At 70.8% G+C, this 25,015-nt stretch carries 26 protein-coding genes; 11 read left to right on the top strand and 15 right to left on the bottom strand.

The annotated features are described in order from the left end of the window. Nucleotides 1–35 precede the first annotated feature (35 nt). Nucleotides 36–1,310: a phosphopyruvate hydratase gene (gene eno, locus DMP23_RS01355; protein ID WP_134663430.1), complete on the top strand. Its 1,275-nt coding sequence runs from the start codon at nucleotides 36–38 to the stop codon at nucleotides 1,308–1,310. 45 nt (nucleotides 1,311–1,355) lie between these two features. Here eno and DMP23_RS01350 read toward each other — a convergent pair whose 3' ends face one another. The 3 genes from DMP23_RS01350 to DMP23_RS01340 all read right to left on the bottom strand — a co-directional run bounded on the left by DMP23_RS01350 (nucleotide 1,356) and on the right by DMP23_RS01340 (nucleotide 6,637). Continuing rightward, nucleotides 1,356–2,453 (bottom strand): MFS transporter, encoded by a 1,098-nt coding sequence (locus tag DMP23_RS01350; RefSeq protein WP_337819889.1) that lies wholly within the window; start codon nucleotides 2,451–2,453, stop codon nucleotides 1,356–1,358. Between the two features lie 1,288 nt (nucleotides 2,454–3,741). Then, nucleotides 3,742–4,500: a S1 family peptidase gene (locus DMP23_RS01345; protein ID WP_337819888.1), complete on the bottom strand. Its 759-nt coding sequence runs from the start codon at nucleotides 4,498–4,500 to the stop codon at nucleotides 3,742–3,744. A gap of 928 nt (nucleotides 4,501–5,428) precedes the next feature. Beyond that, nucleotides 5,429–6,637 carry a hypothetical protein gene (locus DMP23_RS01340; RefSeq protein WP_337819887.1) on the bottom strand — a complete coding sequence of 403 codons (1,209 nt, stop codon included), beginning with the start codon at nucleotides 6,635–6,637 and terminating at the stop codon, nucleotides 5,429–5,431. 172 nt (nucleotides 6,638–6,809) lie between these two features. Here DMP23_RS01340 and DMP23_RS01335 point away from each other — a divergent pair, with 172 nt between their 5' ends. Further along, on the top strand, nucleotides 6,810–7,646 hold the full coding sequence (locus DMP23_RS01335) for an SDR family oxidoreductase (protein ID WP_337819886.1): 837 nt from the start codon (nucleotides 6,810–6,812) through the stop codon (nucleotides 7,644–7,646). A 21-nt stretch (nucleotides 7,647–7,667) separates the two neighbouring features. Here DMP23_RS01335 and DMP23_RS01330 read toward each other — a convergent pair whose 3' ends face one another. The 3 genes from DMP23_RS01330 to DMP23_RS01320 are packed head-to-tail and all read right to left on the bottom strand — an operon-like array spanning nucleotide 7,668 to nucleotide 9,730. Continuing rightward, the gene (locus DMP23_RS01330; RefSeq protein ID WP_337819885.1) at nucleotides 7,668–8,060 is read right to left on the bottom strand and encodes an Imm1 family immunity protein; all 393 of its coding nucleotides are present in this window, start codon (nucleotides 8,058–8,060) and stop codon (nucleotides 7,668–7,670) included. Nucleotides 8,061–8,090: 30 nt separating this feature from the next. After that, on the bottom strand, nucleotides 8,091–9,332 hold the full coding sequence (locus tag DMP23_RS01325) for an RNA polymerase sigma factor (protein ID WP_337819884.1): 1,242 nt from the start codon (nucleotides 9,330–9,332) through the stop codon (nucleotides 8,091–8,093). Beyond that, nucleotides 9,332–9,730, bottom strand: a complete 399-nt coding sequence (locus DMP23_RS01320; RefSeq protein WP_337819883.1) for a YciI family protein — start codon at nucleotides 9,728–9,730, stop codon at nucleotides 9,332–9,334. The genes DMP23_RS01325 and DMP23_RS01320 overlap by 1 nt, the downstream gene beginning before the upstream one ends. Nucleotides 9,731–9,936: 206 nt before the next feature. On the opposite strand from DMP23_RS01320, the gene DMP23_RS01315 reads away from it, so the two are divergent. Continuing rightward, nucleotides 9,937–10,728 (top strand): thioesterase family protein, encoded by a 792-nt coding sequence (locus tag DMP23_RS01315; RefSeq protein ID WP_337819882.1) that lies wholly within the window; start codon nucleotides 9,937–9,939, stop codon nucleotides 10,726–10,728. A gap of 9 nt (nucleotides 10,729–10,737) precedes the next feature. Here the strand turns inward: DMP23_RS01315 and DMP23_RS01310 are convergent, their stop codons facing one another. Then, on the bottom strand, nucleotides 10,738–11,118 hold the full coding sequence (locus tag DMP23_RS01310; RefSeq protein WP_037818664.1) for a hypothetical protein: 381 nt from the start codon (nucleotides 11,116–11,118) through the stop codon (nucleotides 10,738–10,740). Nucleotides 11,119–11,150: 32 nt separating this feature from the next. Continuing rightward, entirely contained in the window at nucleotides 11,151–11,927 is a 777-nt protein-coding gene (locus tag DMP23_RS01305; RefSeq protein ID WP_051729615.1) for a GntR family transcriptional regulator, read from the bottom strand. A gap of 97 nt (nucleotides 11,928–12,024) precedes the next feature. Between DMP23_RS01305 and DMP23_RS01300 the strand changes: the two genes are divergently transcribed. Next, nucleotides 12,025–13,077: a YeiH family protein gene (locus DMP23_RS01300; protein WP_078870726.1), complete on the top strand. Its 1,053-nt coding sequence runs from the start codon at nucleotides 12,025–12,027 to the stop codon at nucleotides 13,075–13,077. Nucleotides 13,078–13,081: 4 nt separating this feature from the next. On the opposite strand, the gene DMP23_RS01295 is transcribed toward DMP23_RS01300, so the two are convergent. Further along, a complete protein-coding gene (locus DMP23_RS01295; RefSeq protein ID WP_337819881.1) occupies nucleotides 13,082–13,345 on the bottom strand; it encodes a hypothetical protein in 264 nt (87 codons plus the stop codon). 94 nt (nucleotides 13,346–13,439) lie between these two features. Here DMP23_RS01295 and DMP23_RS01290 point away from each other — a divergent pair, with 94 nt between their 5' ends. Continuing rightward, nucleotides 13,440–13,937, top strand: a complete 498-nt coding sequence (locus DMP23_RS01290) for a putative immunity protein (protein WP_337819880.1) — start codon at nucleotides 13,440–13,442, stop codon at nucleotides 13,935–13,937. Here DMP23_RS01290 and DMP23_RS01285 read toward each other — a convergent pair. From DMP23_RS01285 to DMP23_RS01270, 4 genes are all read right to left on the bottom strand, one after another. Beyond that, nucleotides 13,934–15,553: an ABC-F family ATP-binding cassette domain-containing protein gene (locus tag DMP23_RS01285; protein WP_134733272.1), complete on the bottom strand. Its 1,620-nt coding sequence runs from the start codon at nucleotides 15,551–15,553 to the stop codon at nucleotides 13,934–13,936. The genes DMP23_RS01290 and DMP23_RS01285 overlap by 4 nt on opposite strands. 115 nt (nucleotides 15,554–15,668) lie before the next feature. Further along, nucleotides 15,669–17,195 carry a catalase gene (locus tag DMP23_RS01280; protein WP_037818670.1) on the bottom strand — a complete coding sequence of 509 codons (1,527 nt, stop codon included), beginning with the start codon at nucleotides 17,193–17,195 and terminating at the stop codon, nucleotides 15,669–15,671. Further along, a complete protein-coding gene (locus DMP23_RS01275; protein WP_337819879.1) occupies nucleotides 17,192–17,632 on the bottom strand; it encodes a Fur family transcriptional regulator in 441 nt (146 codons plus the stop codon). The genes DMP23_RS01280 and DMP23_RS01275 overlap by 4 nt, the downstream gene beginning before the upstream one ends. 62 nt (nucleotides 17,633–17,694) lie before the next feature. Beyond that, entirely contained in the window at nucleotides 17,695–18,330 is a 636-nt protein-coding gene (locus tag DMP23_RS01270) for a TetR/AcrR family transcriptional regulator (protein WP_134733268.1), read from the bottom strand. Between the two features lie 67 nt (nucleotides 18,331–18,397). Here DMP23_RS01270 and DMP23_RS01265 point away from each other — a divergent pair, with 67 nt between their 5' ends. The 3 genes from DMP23_RS01265 to DMP23_RS01255 all read left to right on the top strand — a co-directional run bounded on the left by DMP23_RS01265 (nucleotide 18,398) and on the right by DMP23_RS01255 (nucleotide 19,881). Continuing rightward, nucleotides 18,398–18,676 carry a hypothetical protein gene (locus tag DMP23_RS01265; protein ID WP_043833512.1) on the top strand — a complete coding sequence of 93 codons (279 nt, stop codon included), beginning with the start codon at nucleotides 18,398–18,400 and terminating at the stop codon, nucleotides 18,674–18,676. Continuing rightward, on the top strand, nucleotides 18,673–18,816 hold the full coding sequence (locus DMP23_RS01260; RefSeq protein ID WP_205669949.1) for a hypothetical protein: 144 nt from the start codon (nucleotides 18,673–18,675) through the stop codon (nucleotides 18,814–18,816). Before DMP23_RS01265 ends, DMP23_RS01260 begins: the two co-directional genes overlap by 4 nt. Before the next feature lie 117 nt (nucleotides 18,817–18,933). Further along, complete coding sequence (locus tag DMP23_RS01255; protein WP_337819878.1) at nucleotides 18,934–19,881, top strand: alpha/beta hydrolase; 948 nt, start codon at nucleotides 18,934–18,936, stop codon at nucleotides 19,879–19,881. A 49-nt stretch (nucleotides 19,882–19,930) separates the two neighbouring features. On the opposite strand, the gene DMP23_RS01250 is transcribed toward DMP23_RS01255, so the two are convergent. Continuing rightward, on the bottom strand, nucleotides 19,931–21,520 hold the full coding sequence (locus DMP23_RS01250) for a helix-turn-helix domain-containing protein (RefSeq protein WP_337819877.1): 1,590 nt from the start codon (nucleotides 21,518–21,520) through the stop codon (nucleotides 19,931–19,933). Between the two features lie 258 nt (nucleotides 21,521–21,778). Further along, entirely contained in the window at nucleotides 21,779–22,660 is an 882-nt protein-coding gene (locus DMP23_RS01245; RefSeq protein ID WP_337819876.1) for a LysR family transcriptional regulator, read from the bottom strand. Nucleotides 22,661–22,729: 69 nt separating this feature from the next. On the opposite strand from DMP23_RS01245, the gene DMP23_RS01240 reads away from it, so the two are divergent. Genes DMP23_RS01240 through DMP23_RS01230 form a run of 3 tightly spaced genes read left to right on the top strand, consistent with a single transcriptional unit; the run spans nucleotide 22,730 to nucleotide 24,985 of the window. Then, a complete protein-coding gene (locus DMP23_RS01240; protein WP_337819875.1) occupies nucleotides 22,730–23,599 on the top strand; it encodes an EamA family transporter in 870 nt (289 codons plus the stop codon). Nucleotides 23,600–23,649: 50 nt separating this feature from the next. Further along, entirely contained in the window at nucleotides 23,650–24,564 is a 915-nt protein-coding gene (locus tag DMP23_RS01235) for a hypothetical protein (RefSeq protein ID WP_337819874.1), read from the top strand. 52 nt (nucleotides 24,565–24,616) lie between these two features. After that, nucleotides 24,617–24,985, top strand: coding sequence for a hypothetical protein (locus tag DMP23_RS01230; protein WP_240691491.1), 369 nt, complete (start codon nucleotides 24,617–24,619; stop codon nucleotides 24,983–24,985). Nucleotides 24,986–25,015: the final 30 nt, after the last annotated feature.

Here is a 25,015-nt window from a genome sequence, read left to right as displayed (position 1 = left end):
GCTGAGTGCTTCGGCTCGAACCTCCGAGGAGCGTTATGACAGGCATCGTCCGGGTCCGGGGCCGTGAGGTGCTCGACAGCCGGGGCAACCCGACGGTCGAGGTCGACGTGGTGCTGGCGGACGGGTCGGCGGGCCGGGCGGCGGTGCCGTCCGGGGCCTCCACCGGCACGCGCGAGGCCGTTGAGCTGCGGGACGGCGACGCGAAGCGGTTCCACGGCAAGGGCGTGCGCAAGGCAGTCGACGCGGTGAACGGCGAGATCGCCGACGCCGTGGTCGGCATGGAGGCCGAGGCGCAGGCCGACGTCGACCGCGCGCTGATCGCCCTCGACGGCACCGAGAACAAGGCCCGCCTCGGCGCGAACGCGACGCTCGGGGTTTCGCTGGCGGTGGCGAAGGCGGCCGCCGCGGCGAACACGTTGCCGCTGTACCGCTACGTCGGCGGGGTGTACGCGCATCTGCTGCCGATGCCGATGATGAACATCATCAACGGCGGCGCGCACGCGGACAACCCGATCGACTTCCAGGAGTTCATGATCGGCCCGGTCGGCGCGTCGTCGTTTGCCGATGCCGTGCGGATGGGCTCGGAAGTGTTCCACACGCTGCGGAAATCGCTGCACGACGCGGGACACAACACGAATGTCGGCGACGAGGGCGGGTTCGCGCCGCAGCTGGGGTCGGCCGACGAGGCGCTCGAGTTCGTGGTCCGCGCGATCGAGCAGACCGGGTACGAGCCGGGCAAGGACATCGCGCTGCTGCTGGACCCGGCGGCGTCGGAGTTCTACCGCGACGGCGTCTACGACTACACCGGCGAGGGCCGCAAGCGCAGCGTCGAGGAGCACGTCGCGTACCTGACCGAGCTGACCGAGCGCTTCCCGATCGTGTCGATCGAGGACGGTCTCGCCCAGGACGACTACGCCGGCTGGAAGCAGCTGACCGACGGCATCGGCGACCGCGTCCAGCTCGTCGGCGACGACCTGTTCTGCACGAACGTCGAGATCCTGCGCGACGGCATCAAGCGCGGCATCGCCAACTCGATCCTGATCAAGGTCAACCAGATCGGCACCCTGACCGAGACCCTTTCCGCGGTCGACACCGCGCACAAGGCGGGCTACTCGGCGGTCATGTCGCACCGTTCGGGCGAGACCGAGGACACCACGATCGCCGACCTTGCCGTGGCGACCGGCTGCGGCCAGATCAAGACGGGTTCGCTGTCGCGGTCGGACCGCACGGCGAAGTACAACCAGCTGATCCGCATCGAAGAGGAGCTGGGCACCGAGGCTCGCTACGCAGGCTGGGACACCCTGCGCTGAGCTGGTCTTTGAGGCGGCCCGGGCCCTCGCCCGGGCCGCCTTGCTTTACTTCTTCACCCTCAGGAACATCGCCGCCGCAGTGAAGGCCGCACTGACCCAGAACGCCGCACGCGCATGCGCCGCATCGAGGACGACGGCCCCCGCCACCGCAGGCCCGACCACCGCGCCGAGATTGAACGCAGTAGTCGCGATCGCCCCGGCTACTCGCGGCGCGTCATTGCTGGCAGACGTGACGATCGCAGCGATCAACGCGGACCCGACGCCGAACGCCATCGCCCCGGTTAGCAACGCGGCTGCGATGAGCCCCGGAAGACTCTGCGCCGCGAAGAACGCCGCCACCCACCCGGCGGTCAGCACCAGCGTGCCCGCTTTGAGGACCCGCGGCCCCGCCTTGCCCGCGATCGTGACACCGACGAAGGACCCCACCCCGAACACCGCCAGCACGACCGGAACCCATTCGGATGGGGCGGTCATCGTGCCGAGGTAGGTGAAGGCCGCGAAGGTACCGCCGTTGACGAGAACCCCCTTGCCGACGGTAGCCACGACGCGCGGCTGCGCCAGGACCCGCCACTCGCGATACACCGGGCTTGTCGCTGGCGGGTTGTCGACCTTCGCTGCCGTTAGCGCGACGGCGGCTGCCGCCGTGATCGCCGCGATAGCCCAGAACGCGGCCTGCCACCCGGCGTACTGCCCGAGCACCGTCCCGGCCGGAACGCCGACGATGCACGCGAGCGTGACACCGGACAGCAACACGGAAGTCGCCCGCCCGACGGAGTCCCCCGCGACGAGCGACGGCAGCGACGCGAGCGCTATTGCGAGAAACCCAGCGTTGGCGAACGCCGCGAGGGCGCGGGTTACGAGGAGGAGCGGGAAGTCGGTGGTGACCGCACCGACCACGTGGACTGCTGCGAAGAGCCCGAGGAAGCTGATGAGCGCGATCTTGCGGGGGAGTTTGCTGCCGAGCATCGCGAGAACCGGCGCGCCGACGACCATTCCGGCCGCAAAGAGAGACGTGAGCAACCCGGCGGTGCCGAGCGAGACGCCGGTGCCCGAGGCGATCTGGGGGAGGAGCCCGGAGAGGACGAACTCCGAGGTGCCTTGGGCGAATACCGCGCTGGCTAGGAGGAAAATAATGGGAGGCAAGGGAATCGACTCCGAACGGCTGTTGGCGTCGAGGACGCCTGAGGGTTGAGGACGGTTCGTTTGCGGAGTGGGGTGCCTCGGGCTCGCGGGCAGCAGCACGCGCGGTGGGCTGGGTGCTTGGCTGCAGTTGCGCGGGGCGAAACCTCGCCGCGGCGTGACGGCTCGCGGGCAGGCTTCGCCCAAGTGCTGCGGTGCCAAGCATGTTCGGCCAGCGGTGTTGCGGTGCTGAGCGCGTTTTGCCCACGGTGCTTTGGCGCTGAGCTCGCTCGGCGGTGCCGTCGTGCCGAGCGTGATTTGCCCGCGGCGCCGTGGTGCCGAGCGGGCTCGGTGCTGTGGCACCAAGCGCGTTTCGCCCGCGGGACTGCGGCGCCGAACTCGCTCGGCGGTGCAGCGGTGCCGAGCGGCTTTGCCCACGGTGCCGTGGTGCTGGGCCCGCTCAGCGGTGCTGTGGCACCGAGTACGTTTCGCCCGCGGTAGTGCGGCACCGAACTCGCTCGGCGGTGCTGTGATGCCGAGCGAGTTTGCCAGCGGTGCTGCGGTGCCGAGCTCGTTAGGCGGTGCTGTCGTGCCGAGTGTGCTTTGCCCGCGGTGCCAAGCGCGTTCTGCCACCGGTGCTGCGGTGCGAGTGTGCTTTGCCGCGGGCGCCGTGGCGTCGAGTCCGCTCAGCGGTGCCGTGGTGCCGAGTGCGCTTTGTCTGCGGCTCTGCTGTGCCCAAGCGTTCGCCAGAACGCGTATCGAACGGCGAGTTTTGCCTGCGGCGTCAGACTTCACCACGGTGTGGCCACCGCGCGCAGGCTTGGCGCTGGCTGGCCGCCCTTGCCGTCGGGGCGCTTGGCAGTCGTGAGTGTTGATGCCGGTTAGAACCGGCGTCAACACTCACGAGAACCTGCTCAGGGCACGACTCAACAGCACGGCGTTTGTGGTGAAGCTTTCGCTGGTCAGCCCAATCCGGCAGCAAGTCCGGCACCCGTCACTCCGCCGCCCAGCTTGCTGCTGGGCGGCTACCGTCTGCTGGCCTCCGGCGACGTCATGTCTTGGACTTTACCTTGCCGTGCTCAGGGAGTCGCGTGGGTTCTGCTGTTCCTTCCGTGTGGAGCGACCCGGTTCGGTCGTCACGGGGTTGTGGCGATCTCCGGGGCCGTGCGTTCGACGTGTGACAGACGGTGGAGAACCTGCCTCAGAATGGACTTGCTGCGGCGTCGCACGAGCGATTTCCGCGCACCGACAATTCGCCGTGGCGGACAGGAGCGTCGGTCCGGGCAACGGGGTGTCGGTTGGGCGCGCGGGTTCAGTTGAGTCCGGCGTGGGCGGCGATGTCGTCGGCGAAGGACGTCACCCTGGTGTACATCCCGGGTTTGCCGGGCTTTCCGCAGCCGTCGCCGTAGGAGACGATGCCTACTACCGTGTCGCCGACTACCAGTGGGCCTCCGGAATCTCCTTTGCAGGCGTCGATGCCGCCGTTCGGGTAGCCGGCGCACAGCATGCTTGTCGCGGAGTATTCCGGGTACGCGGTGTGGCAGAAGGAGTCGTCGGCCACGGGGACGGTGGCTTGGCGCAGGTAGTCCGACCGGTCGCCGCCGTCGGCGGTTCGGCCCCAGCCCAGGACGGTGGCGTTGGTTCCGGCGGGGTAGCGGCTCGGATCGCGGGCCAGGTCGGCGGGGCGGTAGGGGAGCGAGCCGCGGACGGTCAGGACGGCGATGTCCGAACCTTGTTGCGGGGTACGGAAATCCGGGTGTTGCCAGGCGGCGGACACGGCGCGGACGACCCCGTCTTGGCTGCGTTTGTCTTCCCGGCCGGCGACCACGCGAAGTTCGCCTGTTGGGACGGTGGCGGCGCAGTGCGCGGCGGTCGCGACCGCGGTGCGGCTGACGATGACGCCGCCGCAGAACTGGGTTCCGTGACTGTCCACTAAGTACACTGCGTACGGATGTTGTGCCAGGGAAGCTTTTTCTCCCCCGATGACGCTCGGGACGGCCCCGGCGGCGGATGTGCTCAGGCTGATGACGGACAGGACGACGGCGACGATGAATGCGAATCGGCGTGGCATGGCGGACCCCCTCGGCTGCGGCAGCGCACGAAGACCACTTTAACCGGCGGTTGAGGGGAAAACCGTCGCTGAACCGGGTGGAAACCGCGGGAGCCCGGATCCGGACTCCCGCGGCGGCTGAGGGGGATTGCTTCCCGAACACGGCTCGGGCCAAGGGATCGTGGACGGCGCGTGGAGAGAAGGCTTGCGGAGAGACGGGAACAGGGTGAAGAACGGCTCAGGGAAACGGGATTCGGAGACGCGGCTCGCCGGGAGAGAGGGAAGCAGGGGGCTCGGAGTGAAACCTGGCGACGGCGGGGTCGTTGGCGAGGAACTGCCCAGGAGCGGAGTGCTCGATCGAGGGCCTGAGGGGAGGCCTGGTCGGAGCCGTCGGCGCGGACCCGGTCTGAAGTCCCCGGCAACCCGCGATCAATTCGGCAGAACGGAAGTGCGGACGGGGGCCACCGGCGCGGGGCCAGCCTCAGACTCCGCCTCGGCACCCTCAAGAACCTCGGCAGACCACCGGACGCGCGGGCGGGAGTCGCTTGCCTCGGACTCCGCACCTGTGCCCCGCGAACCCCGGCAGAGCGGACCTGAGAACGGGAGCCGCCAGCGCAGGGCCAGCCTGGATTCCGCACTGGTGCCTCGCGAACCCCGGCAGAGCGGACCTGAGAACGGGAGCCGCCAGCGCAGGGCCAGCCCGGATTCCGCACTGGTGCCCCGCGAACCCCGGCAGAGCGGACCTGAGAACGGAAGCCGCCAGTGCAGGCCAGCCTGGATTCCACATTGGTGCCCAAGAAACCTCGGCAGGCAGGACGGGAGGGAGTCACTGGTGCGGAGTCAGCCCAGATTCCGCACCGGCGCCCCGAGAACTCCAGCAGAACAGACACGCGAACGGGAGCCGCCGGTGCGGAGTCAGCCCCAGACCCCGCACCGGCACCCCCAGGACTCAGCAGAGCGGAGCCACCGGCCCGTCCGAGCCGGTCTTCACATACGTGTCCGAGATGTAGTGCCCGGGCCCGATCCGGTCCCAGATCTTGCTCGTCCCGAATTTCCCGGTCACCGAGTCCCCGTTGACGTAGCATTCGATGTTCACCTTGGCGTAGTTCGCCGCCAGGCCCTTCACCGACGAGGTCGTGTGCGCGCCCGACCGGACGTTCACCGGGTCGCCTGCCGTTTGCACCAAACCGGTTGCCGCGGCGGAGCCTGTCCACAGGTAGGTGACCTTCACGTTTCCGTTGTCGCCCAGGCCGACTCCCGAGCTGAAGGTGCCGTCGGCCAGGTCGATGCCCGCGGGGTTGCCCACTTTGTACCCGAGATCGTCGCGGCCGCCGTTGTAGCCGTTGTGGTACGCGGCGTAGGCCTCGGGCTGGCCTTGCGGCAGGTCCTTGTACTCCGCGCGCACCGAGGGCGGGTTCCAGTAGTCGTCCTTGGTGTTCCACGGGCCGACGTCCCAGACCGGCGCGTATTCGCAGCGGCTGTTGTCCGTCTTGCACACTCGCACGGTGTAGTTGCCGGTTCCCTTGGGCGACAAGGCTTTTCCGGACGGCAGCGCGACGAAGTGGTCGTTGCTCGCGATCACGTGGCCGTTCGCGGTGGTGTGGCCGGTGAGGCCTTCGCGGGTGGCGTAGATGGTGTAGGTCAGCGGGGTGGACGCGGCGATGGCGTTCGCTTGCGGGGACAGCGAACCGGTCAGGTCGACCTCGCGCACGGTGGGGCGGGCGGCGGTGGTGCTGGACAGCGTGATCCTGGTCTGCACAACGCTCACCGCCCGCGGGAGTGCGGTGCCGGCGGGGGTCCATTCGGTCCAGTCGTCGGCGCCGGAGCGGCCGCGGACGTCGACGTCGACCGTGGTGCCCTGCGGGGCGTCGGCGGAGATCTCTGCGGCTACTCGGTTCACCGGCGCGGGCAGCCGTCGTTCGGCGGAGAGCAGGTAGCCCTCGCTGCCCGCGGCCCGGTCGGCGGGTCTCCACGCGGCGTCTCGCAGCGTGAGCGTGCCGCTGGCCGCCGCGACGTTGACGTCGTCACTGTCCACTGAGGACAGATCGGCTCGCCAGGCGGCGGCTTCGGCGGCGCTCACCGGCGTCGCTACTGCGGTGACCGCCCCCGCGGCGAGCAGTGCGGCGACCGTGCGCCGGACCGTCACATTCCCGACCACGACGGATCTCCCTTCACTCGTCCGAATCGAACTGCCGGAGTGTCGGCGGGATCCGTACACGATCCATACAACGATCTCGCCCGGTCGTGTACCGGACGCGGGAGGTTGACAGCGCTGAGTCACAGATATAGCTTTGCGAGCAAAGTTAATTTAACAGCAAAGGAAGTGCGGGATGACCATCCTGGTGACGGGGGCGCGCGGGAATGTCGGGAGCGAGGTCGTCCGGGCGCTTCGCGAGGGCGGGCACGAGGTGCGCGGCTCGGCACGTGACGCGGCCGCCCTGGATCTGCCGGACGCGGTGTCGGTGGATCTCACGGCGGAGGGCGGATTCGAGGACGCGCTGCGCGGCGTGGACGCGATCTTCCTGTATCCGGCGCGACCGAACGGTGGTGCGGATTTCCTTGCGGCGGCGCGAAAAGCCGGAGTCTCGTACGTCGTACTGCTGTCGTCGCCGGACGTCTACGAGGGCGCGGCGGACAACCCGATCCGGCGGGGGCATTTGCCCGCGGAAACGGCGGTGGCGGAGTCCGGATTGCCGTTCACGGTGCTGTACCCGGGCTGGCTGATGGGCAACACCCGGCGCGACTGGGGTGCGGCGATCCGGGTCGGAGGACCGGTGCGGCTCTTCTCTCCGGAGTCGCAGTTCACGCCGACGGCCGAGGCGGACGTGGCCGCGGTGGCTGCGAAGCTGCTCACGGAGCGTAGCTATTCAGGGCGGATGCTCACGGTGACTGGGCCGGAGTCGATGACGCAGCGTGCGATCGTGCAGACCCTGGCGGAGGAACTGGGTCGCTCGATCGAAGTGGTGCCCGAAAAGCGGAGCGTGGCGCTGGCGCGGCGTCCGGAGTGGATGCCCGCGGCGGTCCTGGAGCACTTGATGGACGTGGAAGAGGCAGCGGTGGGCCGTCTTGCTCCGGTCAACAACACGGTGGAGCGGTTCGCGGGACGGGCGACGTCATTCCGCGAGTGGGCGCGGGCGCACAAGGACGACTTCGCGCCGGAGCGATAAGAAGTCCACTGTGGACAGAAGCTACGCGCGCTTCCAGGAAACGCAGGCTGGTCGCGTCTGGGATTCGCATAGTTCCCGCACGGCGCGCAGCACTTCCTCGGCGGAAACCTCGCTCCCGGACGGCTGCGGGAAGTGCGCTCCCTGCAGGCTGTAATAGTCGACCGGCTCCTCGCCGACGCCGTCCGCAGGCAGGAAAGTCTCGCCGTTTTCGTGCCACGCCAGGCTTCCTCGCGCACCGCGCACACCGGCGACCAGGTACGGCGTCCGCGGCTTCCGGCCCGCGTACAGCCACCAGACGACCCCGGCGTCCGGCACGGGCGGTTCGGCGGAGCGCAGGGCGGACAGCACGTCGTCGACAGCCGTCTCGGTGACGTCGTACCCGGTCCGGCGACGGGCGTCTTCGATGCTCGCCATGGTGCGCTCCGCTCGTGAAGTGTCCTGATACTACTCGGTGCCGATCGGCGAGCGACTTGTGGAATGGCTGGCGCGCAGGCGGGCCGCGCGCAGCGTCAGATAGCGCTGTTCAGCAGTGTTTCCGGTACGGGCGGCGGCCGCGGTGTAGTGCCGGACGGCTTCCTCCCGTTCGCCGGCCAGCTCCAGCAGGTGGGCGCGGGCGGCGGCGAGGCGGTGGTGGTCAGGGAGCCGGTCGTCGAGTCCGGCGAGCATGGTCAGCCCGGCGTCCGGTCCCTGCACCATCGCAGTCGCGATGGCGCGGTTGAGCGTTACGACCGGGTTGCCGGTCAGGGCCTCGAGCCGCGTGTACAGCGTGAGCACGCGCGGCCAATCGGTGTCTTCGGCCCGCAACGCGATGTCGTGCGTCGCAGCGATCGCGGCCTGCAGGCGGTATTCGCCGATGCCGTCGCGGGTCAGAGCGGCGGTGATCAGCGCGACGCCTTCCCGGATCAGCGACCGGTCCCACCGCGACCGGTCCTGGTCGGCGAGCGGGATGAGGTCGCCGTCCGGTCCGGTGCGGGCCGGCCGGCGGGCGTCGGTGAGCAGCATCAGGGCGAGCAATCCGGCCGCTTCGCCGTCGTCCGGCAGCGCGGCGTGCAGCAACCGCGCCAGCCGGATCGCCTCGGCGGACAGTTCGGTGCGGTGCAGACGGCGGCCGCCGCTGCTCGTGTAGCCCTCGTTGAACACGAGGTACAGCACGTGCAGCACGGACCGCAGCCGCGCCTGCCGCTCGTCCGCGCCGGGCATCCGGAACGGCAGCCCGGACTTCTTGATCTTCGCCTTCGCCCGGCTGATCCGTTGCGCCATCGTGGTTTCCGGCACGAGGAACGCGCTGGCGATCTCCGCGGTCGTCAGGCCGCCGACCGCTCGCAACGTCAGCGCGATCGCCGACGCCGACGTCAGTGACGGGTGCGCGCACAGGAACAACAGCGTCAGCGTGTCGTCCCGATCCGGCACTTCGGCGCCTGGCGGCTCAGCGGCGACGGTGTCCTCGCGCCGCCGCCGAGCCTGGTCGCTGCGGAAGATGTCGATGATCCGGCGGCTGGCGGTCTGCAGCAGCCAGCCGCGCGGATTCTCCGGGATCCCCTCGGCAGGCCAGTGCTGCACCGCGGCGAGGAGAGCTTCCTGCGTCGCGTCCTCGGCCGCGCCGAAATCGCCGGACCGGCGCGCGAGGACGGCGAGGACCTGGGGCGCGAGCGTGCGCACCAGGTCCTCGACCTCGGCCCGCGGCATCACACCTCCGGTGCGCTCATGACCTGGCGCACCTCGATCGGCACCCGCAGCGGCGCGCCGTCGGGACCGGGCGCGGCCGAGACCCGAGTCGCGATCTCCAGCGCCCGCGCCTCCGACTCGACGTCCACCACCCGGTACCCGGCCAGCAGTTCCTTGTCCTCCGGGAACGGCCCGTCGGTGACGACCGCGCCGCCCTTGCCGTCCGCGACCACGGTCTTCGCCGCTTCCGGCCCGGCCAGACCCTCCGCCTCGACGAGTTCCCCGGCCTCGGTCAGTTCGGCGTTCAGCACGTGCTGGAACTGGATGTGCGCGCGGATGTCCTCCGGGGCCCATTCCGGCAGCGGCGCGTCGCAGTCTTCGCCCTGGGCGTAGGTCTGCAGCAGCATGTACTTCGGCATAACGTTTCCTCCAGGTTCCGGCTCGCCGCTTCCGGGCGGGCTCATCAAGGGAACGGAACCCGCGCGCCGTCCTCGACACGTTTCGCGTCATCTTGCCGGGAAATTCGGCGAGCGGGGGACAGAACGGGTGGCGTGAGTCTCAGTGCCCGGGACGCCCGAACCGCCTAGCAGGTAGGTTGCGGGAAGCAACTCACCTGGAGGGACCCGTGAGCACGACGACCTTCGCCGCGGTGTCGGCGGTCAAACAGCGTTCGGACACCGAGTTCAGCGTCGACCTCAGCCCGGCGTGGACCATCGGCGGCCGCCCGAACGGCGGATACCTGCTGGCGACCATCGCGCGCGCGGCGACCGTCGTTTCCGGGCATCCGGACGTGCTCGCCGCCAGCGCGCACTACCTGCGCTCGCCCGAACCGGGGCCGGCGGAGATCGAGGTCGAGGTGCTGCGCACCGGCCGGTCCGCGACCCAATTGCGCGGACGGCTGCTCAAGGACGGCGTGCCGCAGGTCGAGGCCCTGCTGACGCTCGGCGCTCTCGGCGCGGCCGAACCGTTCTGGCAGGACGGCGTGCCGCAGCCGGAGTTCGGGCCGTTCCCGGAGGAGCCGTGGGGGCCGGACGTGCTGTCGTCCGGCATCCCGATCGCCATCCGCGACGAGATCGACGTGTACTTCGACCGCCCGCTCGCCGACGGGCCCAGCGGCCGCGGCGAACTGCGCGCCCTGCTGGCGCTGCCCGGCGACGAGGCGTTCGACCCGGTCAGCCTGCTGTTCGCGGTCGACGCCCTGCCTCCGGCGACCCTCGACGTCGCGCCGTCCGGCTGGGTGCCGACGCTCGAACTGACCGCCTACGTGCGGGCGCATCCGGCACCCGGCCCGGTGCGCGTGCTGCACCGCGCTCACCTGATCGGCGACGGGCGGGTCGACGAGTCCTGCCACGTCTGGGACAGCGCCGGGACGCTGGTCGCGCAGGGCACGCAGCTGGCCGGGATCCGGATCGGCTGAGTTCCTGGGCTACTGCCCCGGGTACGGCGGCTGCTGCTGCGGGTAGCCGGGGTACGGGCCGGGGGCGGGCGGCAGCGAGCTGGAGAACGTCGGCGCGGCCGCTGGCGAGTTCATCGACATCAGCAGGTTTTCGACGGTCCTGCGGCGTGCGCCCGCGACGACCGCGACGGCCATGATCTCGAGCGCGAGGCCGAGCACGAACCAGAACAGGTGATAGCTGGTCAGCGCCTCGAGGTCGTTCTCGTAGCACCAGGTGGTCGCCTCCCCGTTGCGGGAAACCTCGCAGTACCAATGGGGTTTGGCGATCAGCACCATGATCAGCCCGACACCGATGCTCGCCAGCCCGGCGACCATGAAGAAGACCTGCAGAATCCGCGCGAAGATCGACATGCGCGGAGCGTAGCGACCCGGCGCCCGCCGGGTCAGCGGGTTCCGGCAAGTGCCCCCGTGGTGACCAACCGGTACCCGGTGCGCCCGGAGAACTCCGCGGTGAGCGCGAACCGGTCGCCGCGCACCAGCGTGTGCCGCCATTCGATCCGTTTGCCCGCGCTGGTGCCGAGGCGTCCGATGGAGAACGCGCCGACGGTTTCGCCGCAGCCGAGCAGGGTGCGTTCGGCCCGGGTCGGCACGACGGCGCGGATCTGCTCCTCGCCGTGGTCGAGCCGGACGCCGGTGCGGCGGTGGAGTTCGCCGTACAGGCTGGTGTGCTGGAAATCCGCTTCCAGCAGCGGCCGGGCGAGGTCGGCGGGCAGCCACACCCGGTCGACGGCCAGCGGGTCGTTTCCGGCCAGCCGCACGCGTTCCAGGTACAGCAGGGGAGTGGAGCCCTCCAGCGACAGCCGTTCGGCGACCACCGCGTCCGCGCGGATGTCGAGCCGGCGCACGACGCTGTGCTGGTCGAGCCCGGCTTCCTCGACCGCGGCGAAGAGGCTGTAGAGCGCGCCGAGCGGCTGCTGGATCTCCGCGGCCGCGGCGACGCGGGGCTGGCGTCCGCGTTCGGCGATGAGCGTGCCGTCCGCGCGCAGTTCCCGCAGCGCCTGCCGGACGGTCTGCCTGCTGACGCTGTATTCGTCGGCGAGCGCGAGCTCCCCGGGGAACGCGCTGTCGAACTCCCCGGCGCGGATGCGCACCAGCAGTCGCTGCTGCAACTGCCGCCACAGCGGCTGTCCGCCGGTGCGGACCAGCTCTGCCTCGCCCATGCCGGGAACACTACCGCTTGCCAAATGTACGGACAGCTCTTAGATTAAATGTACGTACATTACGGAGGAGGCCAGCAGTGCGCACAGGAGTGAACCGGTGACCGGCGCGACGCTCGGAGCGACGCGCGCGACGGTGCAGTGGCGGGCCAAGCTCGCCCGCCCGGTGCCGGGGCTCGCGGTCGCGCTGCTGGTCGCGGCGGTGGCGACGGCGGGCGGCAAGCTCGTTCCGGTGGTCGGCGGGCCGGTGCTCGCGATCCTGCTCGGCGCGGTCGCCGGCGCGGTCGTGCCGGGGCTGCGCGGCTGGCGGTTCAGCCCGGGCTACGCGATCGCGTCCCGGCCGGTGCTCCAGCTGTCGATCGTCGTGCTGGGCACGGGGCTCTCGATCCAGCAGGTCGTGCACGTCGGCGGGCAGTCGCTGCCGGTGATGCTCGGCACCCTGGCGGTCGCGCTCGGCGGCGCGTGGGTGCTCGGCAGGCTGCTCGGCGTCCGCGGGGACACGCAGACGCTGATCGGCGTCGGCACCGGAATCTGCGGCGCGTCCGCGATCGCGGCGACCAGCGCGGTGCTGAAGCCGAAGGAAGCCAACATCGCTTACGCGCTCGGTACGATCTTCACCTTCAACGTCGCCGCGGTCCTGCTTTTCCCGCCGCTCGGGCACGCACTCGGGATGTCGCCGCACGCGTTCGGCCTGTGGGCCGGAACCGCGGTGAACGACACGTCTTCCGTCGTCGCGGCTTCCTACGCGTATGGCGGCGACGCCGGTTCGTACGGCCTCGTCGTGAAGCTCACCCGCACGCTCACGCTGATCCCGATCGTGCTGTTCCTCGCCGTGCTCGCCGCGCGCAAGCAGTCCGGCGGCCGGGTTTCCTTGCGCGCCATGCCCTGGCACCGGCTGGTGCCGCCGTTCCTGATCGGCTTCCTGGCCGCCGCGACGGTGGAAAGCGCGGGCTGGATCCCGGAATCGTGGCACGCGCCGCTGTCGACGCTCGGCACCTTCCTGATCACCATGGCGCTCGCCGGGATCGGCCTCGCGCTCAAGCCGTCCGACCTGCGCAAGGCGGGACACAAGCCGCTGCTGATGGGAGCCATCCTGTGGATCGCGGTCGCCGCGTCGAGCCTCGGGTTGCAGGCGCTGACCGGCGGGATGTGACGCGCTAGCGCACGCGCGGATTCCGCTTCCGCCGCCTGCGCTCGGTCAACGCGTCGAGGAGCCGGGGCAGCCCTCGGCTCCGGCGCACGAACACCAAGGATTCGCCGCGCGGGACCGGTTCGGTCCCCGCGGCGTTTTCATTCCGCCGGAACCTGCGGAGCCCCGCGGCGAACTCGTCCGGGTCGCCGCCGACGTCCGGGTGGTGGGTGCGCACGAACTCGCGGTAGGCCGCCTTGTCGGCTTCGGACCACGCCCTCCGCTCGTCCACTGCCGTCCTTCCCCGGTTGAGGGTTCTGCTGGGCATTCCTGCCGGAAGTCGCGTCGAACTGCCAACCGGCGGTTCAACGATACAGTTCAAGCACATGATCGAACTCGACCTCTCCGAGCTTCGTGCCGTGACGGCCTACGCGGTGGCTTGTGCGGAACCCGCGCTGCCGATCTTCGAACAAGCCCGTCCAGGCGATCGGCGTCCGCACGAGGCGATCGAAGTGGCCCGGGCGTTTGCTCAGGGAGCTCAGCGCGGCAAGGCGATTCGCGACGGTGCGTGGGCGGCGCAGCGGGCGTATCAGGAAGCCCGCGACGCCGGTCAGGCCGCGGCGAGCGAGGCTGCCCGGGCCGCGGTCGCCGCTGCCGGTGCGGCGTATCTGCATCCGCTCGCGAAGGCGACCCAGGTGTGGCACATCCTCGGCTCGGCCGGTCATGCGGCGTATGCCTTCGAGCTGGCCGGGTTGACCGCGCGGCATCCGGCGGCTGATCCCGTGGTGGTGCGGGTGCTGTCGCGGTATCCGGCGGCTCCGGGCGGCCGGGGCCGGGCGGGGGAGCTGGTGCGCGAGCTGGATGCCTTGCTGCGCAAGGGTTAGCGAACCCGCTCCACCCGCCGCTCGTCCCAGACCGGTTCCGGAGTCTCGCGCACCACGCCGTCCGAGCCGAAGACCAGGTAGCGGTCGAACGAGCGCGCGAACCAGCGGTCGTGGGTGACCGCGAGCACCGTGCCCTCGTACGACTCCAGCCCGTCCTGCAGCGCCTCGGCCGATTCCAGGTCGAGGTTGTCGGTCGGCTCGTCCAGCAGCAGCGCGGTGGTTCCGGCCAGCTCCAGCAACAGGATCTGGAACCGCGCCTGCTGGCCGCCGGACAACCGGTCGAACGCCTGCTCGCCCTGGCGGTGCAGTTCGTACCGGCGCAGCGCCGCCATCGCCGCGCCGCGGTCGGCCGCGTGTTCCGTCCACAGCACGTCGACCAGCGTGCGGCCGGTGAGTTCCGGACGCGCGTGCGTCTGCGCGAAATGACCGGGCACGACGCGGGCTCCGGTCTTCCATCCGCCGGTGTGCGCGACGTCGCCGCCCGCGAGCAGCCGCAGGAAATGCGACTTCCCGGAGCCGTTCGAACCGAGCACCGCGACGCGCTCGCCGAAGAAGATCTCCAGCGAGAACGGCTTCATCAGCCCGGTGAGTTCGAGGTTCTCGCAGGTCACCGCGCGCACGCCGGTGCGGCCGCCGCGCAGCCGCATCCGGATGTCCTGCGGCCGCGGCGGTTCCGGCGGGGGACCGGCCTCCTCGAACTTCCGCAGCCGGGTCTGCGCCGCCTTGTACCGCGACGCCATTTCGTCGCTGCGCGCGGCGTACTGCTGCATGTCGCGGACCAGCCGTTTGAGCTGAGCGTGCTTCTCGTCCCAGCGGCGGCGCAGTTCGTCGTAGCGGGCGAACCGTTCCTGCCGCGCCTCGTGATAAGTCGCGAAACCGCCGCCGTGCACCCAGGCGTCCGCGCCGTCGCCGCCCGGCTCGACGCTCACGATCTTGTCCGCCGCTCGCGCGAGCAGTTCGCGGTCGTGCGACACGAACAGGACGGTTTTGCGGGTGTCCTTCAGCCGGGCTTCGAGCCAGCGTTTGCCGGGGACGTCCAGATAGTTGTCCGGCTCGTCCAGCAGCAGCACCTCGTCCGGCCCGCGCAGCAGCGCCTCGAGCACGAGGCGTTTCTGCTCGCCGCCGCTGAGCGTGCGCACGAGCCGCCAGCGCGCGCGGTCGAACGGCACGCCGAGCGCCTCGGTCGTGCACATGTCCCACGTGGTCTCGAACTCGTACCCGCGGGCTTCGGCCCAGTCGCTGAGCGCCTGCGCGTACCGCATTTGCGCGGCCTCGTCGTCGACCTCCAGCAGCCGCTCCTCAGCCGCGTCGACCGCCAGCGCGGCGTCGCGAACCCGTTGCGGGGCAACCGAAACCAGCAGATCTCGCACCGTGCGTTCGTCGCGCACCGACCCGACGAACTGCGCCATCACGCCCAGCCCGCCGGACACCGTGACCGAGCCCTCGTCCGGCTTCAGCTCTCCCGACAGCATGCGCAGCAACGTGGTCTTGCCCGCGCCGTTGGGGCCGACCAGCGCGACGACCGCGCCCTCGCCGACCCGGAACGAGACGTCGCCGAGCAGCGGACGCCCGTCGGGCAGCACGTAGCGCAGATGCGCGGCCTCCAAATGCCCCATGTCCGCGCACTCTACCCAGGCGGCCGCGAATCGCCGCACGGTTTTTCGGCTGTCCACAGAGGACACAAAAGCGGCGGTGCCGGCCGGAATCGGCACCGCCGCTTTCGGGATCGCCTTATGCCTTGCGCTGCATGCTCTCCCGGGCCGGGTTCGCCTGCTCGGCCGCCTTCGGGTCCTTCTCGTCCTGCTTCGCGCGCACGCCGGACTCGACGCGGTCGCCGAGGTCCTTGTCCACGTTGTGCCAGTACTCGAAGGCCCGCTTCAGCACCGGTTCGGTCACCCCGTTGAGCAGGTGCCCGACGATGTTGTCGACCAGCCGCTCGCGCTCGGCGTCGTTCAGCACCTCGCGCACGAGCGTGCCCGGCTGGGTCCAGTCGTCGTCCTCGGCGTGGTCGACGTAGGCCGAGCGGACCATCTCGCCGTCGGCGTGCCAGCCGGCGGGCGTGCCGTAGCGTTCGGTGTCCGCGCGCGGGCCGCCCTTGGAGTTCGGCGCGTACACCGGGTCGGAGACCTTCGTGTAGCGCATCGCGCCGTCCTTGCTGTAGCTGTGCACCGGCGCGTGCGGGGCGTTCACCGGAAGCTGCTTGTAGTTCGCGCCGATCCGGTACCGGTGTGCGTCGGCGTAGGCGAACAGCCTGCCCAGCAGCATCCGGTCCGGGCTCGGGCCGATGCCGGGCACCATGTTGTTCGGCTCGAACGCGGCCTGCTCGATCTCGGCGTGGTGGTCGGTCGGGTTGCGGTTCAGCGTCATCCTGCCGACCTCGATCAGCGGGTAGTCGCCGTGCGGCCACACCTTCGTCAGGTCGAACGGGTTGAACCGGTAGGTCTTCGCGTCCTCGAACGGCATGACCTGGACGTGCAGGGTCCAGCTCGGGTAGTCGCCGCGCGCGATGGCCTCGAACAGGTCGCGGGTGTGGTAGTCGGTGTCCGCGGCCGCCATCTGGTCGGCCTCGTGCTGGGTGAAGTGCTCGACGCCCTGGTCGGTCTTGAAGTGGTACTTGACCCAGAACTTCTCGCCCGCGGCGTTGACCCACATGTAGGTGTGCGAGCTGTAGCCGTTCATGTGCCGCCACGTGCGCGGGATCCCCCGGTCGCCCATCAGCCAGGTGACCTGGTGCGCGGATTCGGGGGACAGCGTCCAGAAGTCCCACTGCATGTCGTGGTCGCGCAGGTTGCTGTCCGCGCGGCGTTTCTGCGACCGGATGAAGTGCTGGAACTTCAGCGGGTCCTTGATGAAGAACACCGGGGTGTTGTTGCCGACGAGGTCGTAGTTGCCCTCGGAGGTGTAGAACTTCAGCGCGAACCCGCGCGGGTCGCGCCAGGTGTCCGGGCTGCCGCGTTCGCCGGCCACCGTCGAGAACCGGGCGGCCATCTCGGTTTTCGTGCCCGGCTGGAACACCGCCGCCTTGGTGAAGCGGCTGACGTCGTTCGTCACCTCGAAGTGCCCGAACGCGCCGCTGCCCTTCGCGTGCGGCTGCCGCTCCGGCACCCGTTCCCGGTTGAACTGCGCCATCTGCTCGATCAGGTAGTGGTCCTGCAGCAGGATCGGGCCGCCCGGGCCGACGGTGAGCGAATGCTCGTCGCTCTCGGCCGGGATCCCGGAGTCCGTGGTGGTCGCCGGGGGTTTCGGTTCTTCGGTCATCTCGCGAGCTCCTCGTGGTGGTCGGAAACGCCGGAGCAGTCCGGGCACAGACCCCAGAAGACGATCTCGGCCTCGTCGACGGCGAACCCGCGCCGGTCGTGCGGCGTGAGGCAGGGGGCCTCGCCGCGGATGCAGTCGACGTCCTCGGCCCGGCCGCAGCGGCGGCACACCACGTGGTGGTGGTTGTCGCCGGTCCGCCGTTCGAACCGCGCCGGATGCCCGGACAGCTCGATCCGGCGGACGAGACCCGCGTCGCCGCACGCGGCGAGCACGTCGTAGACCGCCTGGATCGACACGCTGCCCAGGCTTTCGCGCACGCCCGCGGCGATCGCCTCGACCGTCGCGTGCGGATGCTCGCCGAGCCAGCCGAGCACGGCTTGCCGCGGTTTGGTGACGCGCAGGCCCGCCGCTCGCAGCGTCGCCGCCGAGTCCGGCATCGGAGTCCTCCCCGGGATCTGGAACCGCTCCAGTTCCGCCGGTTACCCGGTCTCCGCGCCGCTCACACCTGGGTGTCACCCACCGGTCGGACGAGTTCGGCGAGATGCGCGCGAAGGACGGCGACGCACTCCTCCGGCGAGGTGAGCCCCGGCTGCAGCACGGCCCGGAACGCGAGCCCGTCCAGCAGCGCGGCCAGCCGGGGCGCCTCGACTTCGGGATCCTTCGGCTCGAAGCGGCCGCTGCGGGCCTGGGCGTCGAGGATGCGGCGGGCCAGCGTCACGGTGCCCTGGACCGCTTCCCGGGCCAGGTCGTCCAGCCCCGGATCGGCGCGCGCGGCCATCAGGAATTCGACCAGCACGGTCACCTCGGTGCGCCGTCGTTCGTCCAGCGGCAGCAGTTCGGACAGGAACTCGGCGAGCTGGTCGACGGCCTCGTCCGGCGGCAGCTCCGACAGCGAACCGATCTTCTCGCGGCGTTCGACGAGCCGCGCGGTCGTCCGGTCGATCGTGGTGCGCATCGCGAACCGCATCAGCGCGTGCTGGCTGTCGAAGTAATGCCGCACCGAACCGATGTTCAGGCCCGATTCCGCCGCCACCGCGCGCAGCGAGACCGCGTGCAGCCCGTCCTTCGCGGCCAGCCGCAGCACCGCGTCGGCGATGTGCGCGCGCCGCTCTTCCCCGTCCACCACTCTAGGCACTGGACTTTTATATCACAGCCGTGATAGAAACGGTTTGTATCACAGGTGTGACAGAAAGGGGTGCGCTGTGGAGACGGTGCTGAACATCCTGCTGATCCGGTTCGGCATCATCGCCGGGATCGTCGTGGTCGTCGGGCTGGGCGCGTTCGCGCTGATCGTTTCGCTGCGGCGGCGCGGCAAGGGGGAGCGCGTGCGCGAAGGCGCGGCGGTGCTGGCGAAATCCGCGGCCAGGGCGATGGACCGGCGCGGGGCGCGGGGAGTGCGCGGGCGGGTCGGCGGCGAGGTCGTGCGCCACGCCGCGCGGTGGCTGGACGAGGATCCGGGCCGGAAGCGGTCCGGCCGGTGAACGCGGTGCTGCTCGCCGACGGGGACGAGATGCTGCAGCACCTCGTGCACGATCTGTTCGTGAAGGGGCTGATCGTGCTGGGGGCGGTGCTGGTGGCGGTCGTCGGGATCGTGGTGATCTGGAAGAAAGTGGGGCGCTGAGGCGGGGCACGCGCCAGTCGGCGGGAGGAACGCGCTCGGTACGCGACGCGTGGCGGTGCCCGCCGGGTCCGGGATTTCGGCACGATGGAGTCTTCCCCTGGAAGACGGAGGCCGTCGATGAGTTATCCGTTCGATCCCGAAATCGCCGCCGCGGTCCCGATGCTGCCCGAGGTCGACCTTCACGACATCGCTGCCGCACGGGCGGGCATGGCCGAGCTGATCGCCACGATGCAAGGAGACTTCGACGAAACCGGCGTGCGCACGCGCGACGAGTCCGTGCCCGGTCCCGGAGGCGACATCCCGATCCGCGTGTACACGCCCGATCGCGTCGCGACGAAGGCGCTGGTGTTCGACATCCACGGCGGCGGTTTCGCGCTGGGCGACCTGGAGGTCGACCACGCGTCCAACCTCGAACTGGCCAGGGACCTCGGCGTCGTGATCGTGTCGGTCGAGTACCGGCTCGCGCCGGAGAACCCGTACCCGGCCGGGCTGGAGGACTGCTACGCGGCGCTCGAATGGTCGGTCAAGCACGCGGACGAACTGGGCGTCGACCCGGAAAAGGTGGTGCTGTACGGCGTGAGCGCGGGCGGCGGACTGGCCGCGGCGCTCGCCCTGCTGGCCCGCGACCGCGGCGGCCCGGCGATCGCGTTCCAGTTCCTCGCCGTGCCCGAACTGGACGACCGCCTCGAGACCGGCAGCATGCGCCGGTTCGCGGACACGCCGATCTGGCACCGCGGAGCCGCCGAGACGAGCTGGGACTACTACCTCGGCGAAGCGGTCAAGCGCGGCGGTTCGGACGTCCCGATTTATGCGGCGCCTGCCCGGGCGACGGATCTCTCCGGATTGCCGCCCGCGTATGTGTCGGTGATGGAGTTCGATCCGCTGCGCGACGAGGGAATCGCTTACGCGCAAAGCCTTTTGGCAGCTGGGGTGCCTACGGAACTGCACTTGTTCCCGGGGACATTCCACGGTTCCGGGGTGATCCAGCACGCGACGGTGAGCCGCCGGGAGACCGCGGAGCGACGGGCGGTGCTGGCCCGGGTGCTGGGGGTCGAGGAGGGTTGAGGCCGGGGTTCTCGTGAGTGTCGATGCTGGTGAGAGCCGGCATCGACGCTCACGAGATCTCGCTGTTCGCCAACCTCCGCGCCGCCAACGCCAGCCGAGCCCGGAATCGTCCCGCCGGGTCGTCCAGCGACCATCCCAGTGCGTCCTCCACGTGCGCCAGCCGCGCCGCCACCGAACTGTGGTGCCGGTGCAGCGCGATCGCCGCCTGGCGGAGAGAACCCGTGCGGCAGAAGGCTTCCAGCGTTTCCAGATCGCCGCTCTCGGCGAGCGCGTTCAACGCCAGCACGTCCGGCTGCGCGCGCAGGTGCTCGACCGGGATCTCCGCCAGCAGCGTCACCGCGCCGAGGTCCTCGTGCACGATCAACGGCCGTGCGGTCGCCGCGAATCGTTGTGCCAGACGGGCTTGCAGCCACGATCGCCGGGCTTCGAGGCCGTCCACCGCGTCGCCGACTCCCACCCGGGGCAGCGTGCGGTCCTTGGCCCGCAACGCCAACGTCTCGTTCAACGTCGGGACAACCGAATCCGGACCCTCGCGCGGTTGCACCAGCACCGCGGCCACCCCGCCGACCACAGCCACCCGCGCGCCGAGCGGTTTGCCGCGGGCGACGAGCGCGACCGCGTCCGCGCCGGCATCGCGACCCGCGCCCGAAGCGACCGCCACCACTCGCAGCGGACGCGCGGTGTCCAGGCCGAGCAGGGTCAGCGCCCGCGCCCGATCCTCGTCCGCCGCCTGCTCGCCCAGCACCAGCTCGACCAGCGCCGGGTCGGCGAGATGCGGGGCGGCAGGCGGCGGTTCGACCGGGTTGAGCACTTTCGCCGAGATCGCGAGCCGTTCGAGCACCAGATCGTCGAGCGGTCCCGGTTCTCCCGCGCGTTCCAGCCAGACCCGCCCGGCGCCGTCGAGGTCCGCGACGACCGCGCCGGGCGGCACCGGGCCGTCGCCGCCGGGTTCGCCGGTCGGCCGGTACCGGAGCACGGTTCCGTCCGCACGGCGAATCCCGGCTGCGCATTCCGCGAGAAAAGCCGTAGCGCGCAGCAAATCCGGCAGCGTCGCGCGCCGGGCGATCAGCTCGTCGAAATACGCGATGACGCGCACCGCCGTTTCCGCGCCGGAATCGACCGCGGACAGCCGCAGCAGCAAGCCCTTCACGAGGTACAGCCTAGCGCGAGTCTCATGTGGACAGTCCGGCCAGCGGATGCAGCTCCTCCCACCGCGGGACGCGCGGCGGAAACGCAGCGTCAGCCCGGCTTCGGCGGGCGTGCGGTCGGCCTTGCGCGCGTTGCAGCTGCGCGCCGACCCGCCGCAGGCCGCGACGGTGTTGAGCCAGCTCGTGCGCGGACCGCCGCGCGACACCGGCGTGATGTGGTCGACCGTGGTGGCCCGGCGCCCGCAGTAGGCGCACGTGTGCCGGTCTCGCCGCAGCACGCCGGTACGCGACCAGCGCGGCGGCCCGGAATAGCGCCATTTCATCACGACGTAGCGCAGCAGCCGCACCACCTTCGGCCGCGGGAAGACGCCGAGGTCCGGCCCGTCGCTTTCGTGGACGACCGCGACCTGGCGGACCAGCATCCGGATGGCATGGGGGAGCGAGACGGTGTGCAGGGGCTCGTAGCCGGCATTGAGAACCAGGACTCCCATGGCGACGGGCACCTCCTTTCGGGGCTGAACGGGCCGCGAACGCAAAAGCCGCCCGGCCGGCGTTCCGGCGGGCGGCTCCTCGCTCACGGCGTGGCAGGCCACGTCATGGCGCGGAGCCGGGAATGCCCGACAGGTGCATGCGTTCGGTGCGACGCGGCATTCCGTGGTTCCTTTCGTGGCTGGACGACTTCATCATTGCCGCCCCGCGCCGCCGCGTCAACGGAAAATGATCGCCCCGGGTTCAAGATCCACAGTGGACTATCGCGGGCGCGCGGAAGCGGTTTTCGGCGGCTTCCGGTACAGCTCGCCGAGCAACGCGACCGCGGCGTGCGTGGCCGGATGCGGATCGTGGGCGCGCCACGCGAGCTGGACCGGCACCGGCGGGGCGTCGCGAACCCGGCGGTACACGATGCCGTCGCGGCGATACTGCGTCACCGTGGAATGCGGGGTGACGCCGACGCAGCGGCCGGTGGCGATGGCGGCGAGCCAGTCGTCGACGTCGTGCGTGTACTCGATCCGCGGGCGCGATTCCGGCGGCCACAGCTCGGCGGAAGTGGTTCCGGTGCGCGGATCGATCACCAGCAGCCGCGACGCGAGATCGGCGAGCGTGACGGTGCGGCGTCCGGCGAGCGGATCGTCGACGGCCATGGCGCAGTAGCGGTCCTCGCGGCCGACCGTCGCGTGCGCGTACTTGCCCGACGGCACCTGGTGGCGCACCACGGCGAGATCGACGAGTCCTTCCGCCAGCCCGGCGGTCGCGGTGTTGGCGCGCACGAGAAGCAGTTCGACGTCCGGGTACCGGGCAGCCCAGCGGCGCTGGAATTCCGCGGTGTGCCTGCCCATCGCCGACCACGCGTGGCCCATGCGCAGCCGCGTGTGCCCGGTGGTCGCCTCGCGGACGAGGTCGTCGGCCTCGGCGAGCAGATGCCGGGCGCGGGCGAGCACCTGGACGCCCGCGGTCGTCGGCTCGAGGCTCCGGCTGGTGCGATGCAGCAGCTGCACGCCGAGAACCCGTTCCAGCGACGCCAGATTCCGGGATACCGCCGCCTGCGAGACGCCGAGTTCGAGCGCGGCGTCGGTGAACGTGCCCGCGTCCACGATCGTCACGAGGCAGCGCAGCTGACGCAGCTCCAGATCCATGCGTCCAGCGTATCGCTGATGCGGTCAATGCATTTTGCGCATGGATCGGCCGGTCGCATGCTCGACCGCATGGCGACTACGGAACTGGCTCCGCGCACGCGCGGCGGCGACGCCCGGGCGGCCGGCGCCGCGCTGCTGCTCGGAAGCGCCCTGTCGAACCAGGTCGGCGCGGCGACCGCGGCGCTCGCGTTCCCGGTGCTCGGCCCGCCGGGCGTGGTAGCGGTTCGCCAATGGGTGGCGGCGGTGGTGCTGCTCGCGGTCGGACGGCCGAGGCTGCGGACGTTCACCGCGCGGCAGTGGTGGCCGGTGCTCGCCTTGGCCGCGGTGTTCGCGACGATGAACCTGTCGCTCTATACCGCCGTCGACCGGATCGGTCTCGGACTGGCCGTGACGCTGGAATTCCTCGGCCCGCTGGCGATCGCGCTGGCCGGCTCCCGGCACCGGACGGACCTGGCGTGCGCGGTGGCCGCCGCGGTCGCGGTCGGCGCGCTGATGCGGCCGCAGCCGAGCACCGACTACCTCGGGATGGGGCTCGCGCTGGTCGCCGCGTCGTGCTGGGCCTGCTACATCCTGCTGAACCGGACCGTCGGCCGACGCCTGCCCGGGGCAGCGGGTTCGGCTGCCGCGGCCGGGGTGTCCGGTCTGCTGTACGTGCCGATCGGGGTGTTCGCGATGCTGCACCACCCGCCGACGCCCGGCGCGCTCGCGGCGGCGCTCACCGCCGGGCTGCTGTCGTCGGCGCTGCCGTTTCTCGTCGACCTGATGGCGTTGCGCCGGGTGCCGACGCAGTTCTTCGGGGCGTTCATGAGCGTCAACCCGGTGATGGCCGCGCTCGTCGGGCTGGTGCTGCTGGACCAGCGGCTCGACGCCGTCGCGTGGGCGGCGATCGGGGTGATCGTGGCGGCGAACACGGTGGCGGTGCTGCGGCGGGCCGGGTAATTGTCGGTGCGGGGGGATAACGTAGGCGTCGTCGGCAAGGGAGGTGTGGCATGGTGCGGATCGCGGATCAGGAGTGGCCGTCCACGGTCGTGCCCGCCGACGCGCGCGAACGCGCCCAGTCGACGGGCGTGCTGGTCCGCCGCATGGGCTGGGTGTCCGAGCGGCTGACGCGGGAGGAACGCGACGACGTCGAGCGGCAGCTGGAGTTCTGGTACTCCAACGGATACTGCCCGGACGCACTGTTGATCGCGATGAGCGCGCTGCCGGACGGGACCCGTCAGCGGCCGCGCCGCGCGAGCGAGAAGCCGGGCGACTTCCTGCGCTCGCGGATGAAGGCCTGGTTCGCCGACGAGTCGGCCGCCGACCTGACCGAGGTGCGCGAGCCGCCCCGGCGCGGGCAGACCTTCGAGGCCTGGCTCGCGAACCGGCGCAAGCAGGCCGCCGACGAGGGCACGTACCAACGGCGCTCGCGCTTGACCGACGTGGGGGAGCGGGCCCGGGCGGACGCGCGCTCGATCGCGGCGTCCCGGCGGAAGGATCCGCTCGCGCGCGTGCGCGAGAGTGAACGCCGGCGTGCTGCGGCGCTGGAGAGTCTGCGAGTGGTCGGCGAGGCGGTCGAGGTGCCACCGCCGCCTGCCGAGACGCGGGCGACGCCGCGGATGGTCGCGTCCTTCGCCGGGCGGCAGTCGCTGGCCGCGCATTCGCCGCAGGTGCTCCGGATCGTCGAGCGTCTGCGGGCGGAGAAGCGGGGACCGTCGGCGGCGGAACTGGCGGTGCTGCGGAACGCGGTCCGGGACGCGCACCACAATGCCGGGCTGGGGACGTTGGAAGCGGCGAGCGCGGAAGTCAACGACGTGGATTCGCTGACTCCCGACGGCCAGTGGATCAAGGATTTCCTCGCGCGCGCGGCGGACGATCGCCTGCCGCTTGACGCGACGGTGCGGTTGCTTCACTCGATGCGGTGAGCTGCGCGTGTCGGGTCACCCGCGGCGGGGAGGGTGCTTCCAGACTCGCCCGGTGACGAACACCGCGATGGACGATGCCGGGCGCTGTCTGCTTTCGGTGGCGTGGAATATCCGGACCGGCGGTCCTCGAGCGGACCCGCGCGCGGACGCGGTGCGGGAGCGGTTGCGGACGGTGTGCCGGGAGCTGGGGCATGCGGCTTGTCGTTTTGCTGCCGGGGATTCCGGTGGGGATCCGGTGCCGTTGTTGCGGTTGGCGGATCGGGCTTATGAGGTGGATACGTTGTTGTTGCTGGTGGGGACTTCGCTGATTCCGGATTCGGGGCGGGATTCGCGGTGGTGGGGGGAGATCGAGCGATTGGTGGGGGAGGTGGACGGGATGGTCGTGGAGGCTGCGGCTGTCCTGGGTGGGGTTTGTGTTTGAGCTTCCTGGGGCGGCTCGGTCGGCTCGTCG

Origin of the sequence: Amycolatopsis sp. A1MSW2902, from assembly GCF_017312175.1 — a bacterium.
GTDB lineage: Bacteria > Actinomycetota > Actinomycetes > Mycobacteriales > Pseudonocardiaceae > Amycolatopsis > Amycolatopsis nivea.
This window is presented reverse-complemented; position numbering and strand designations above follow the sequence as displayed.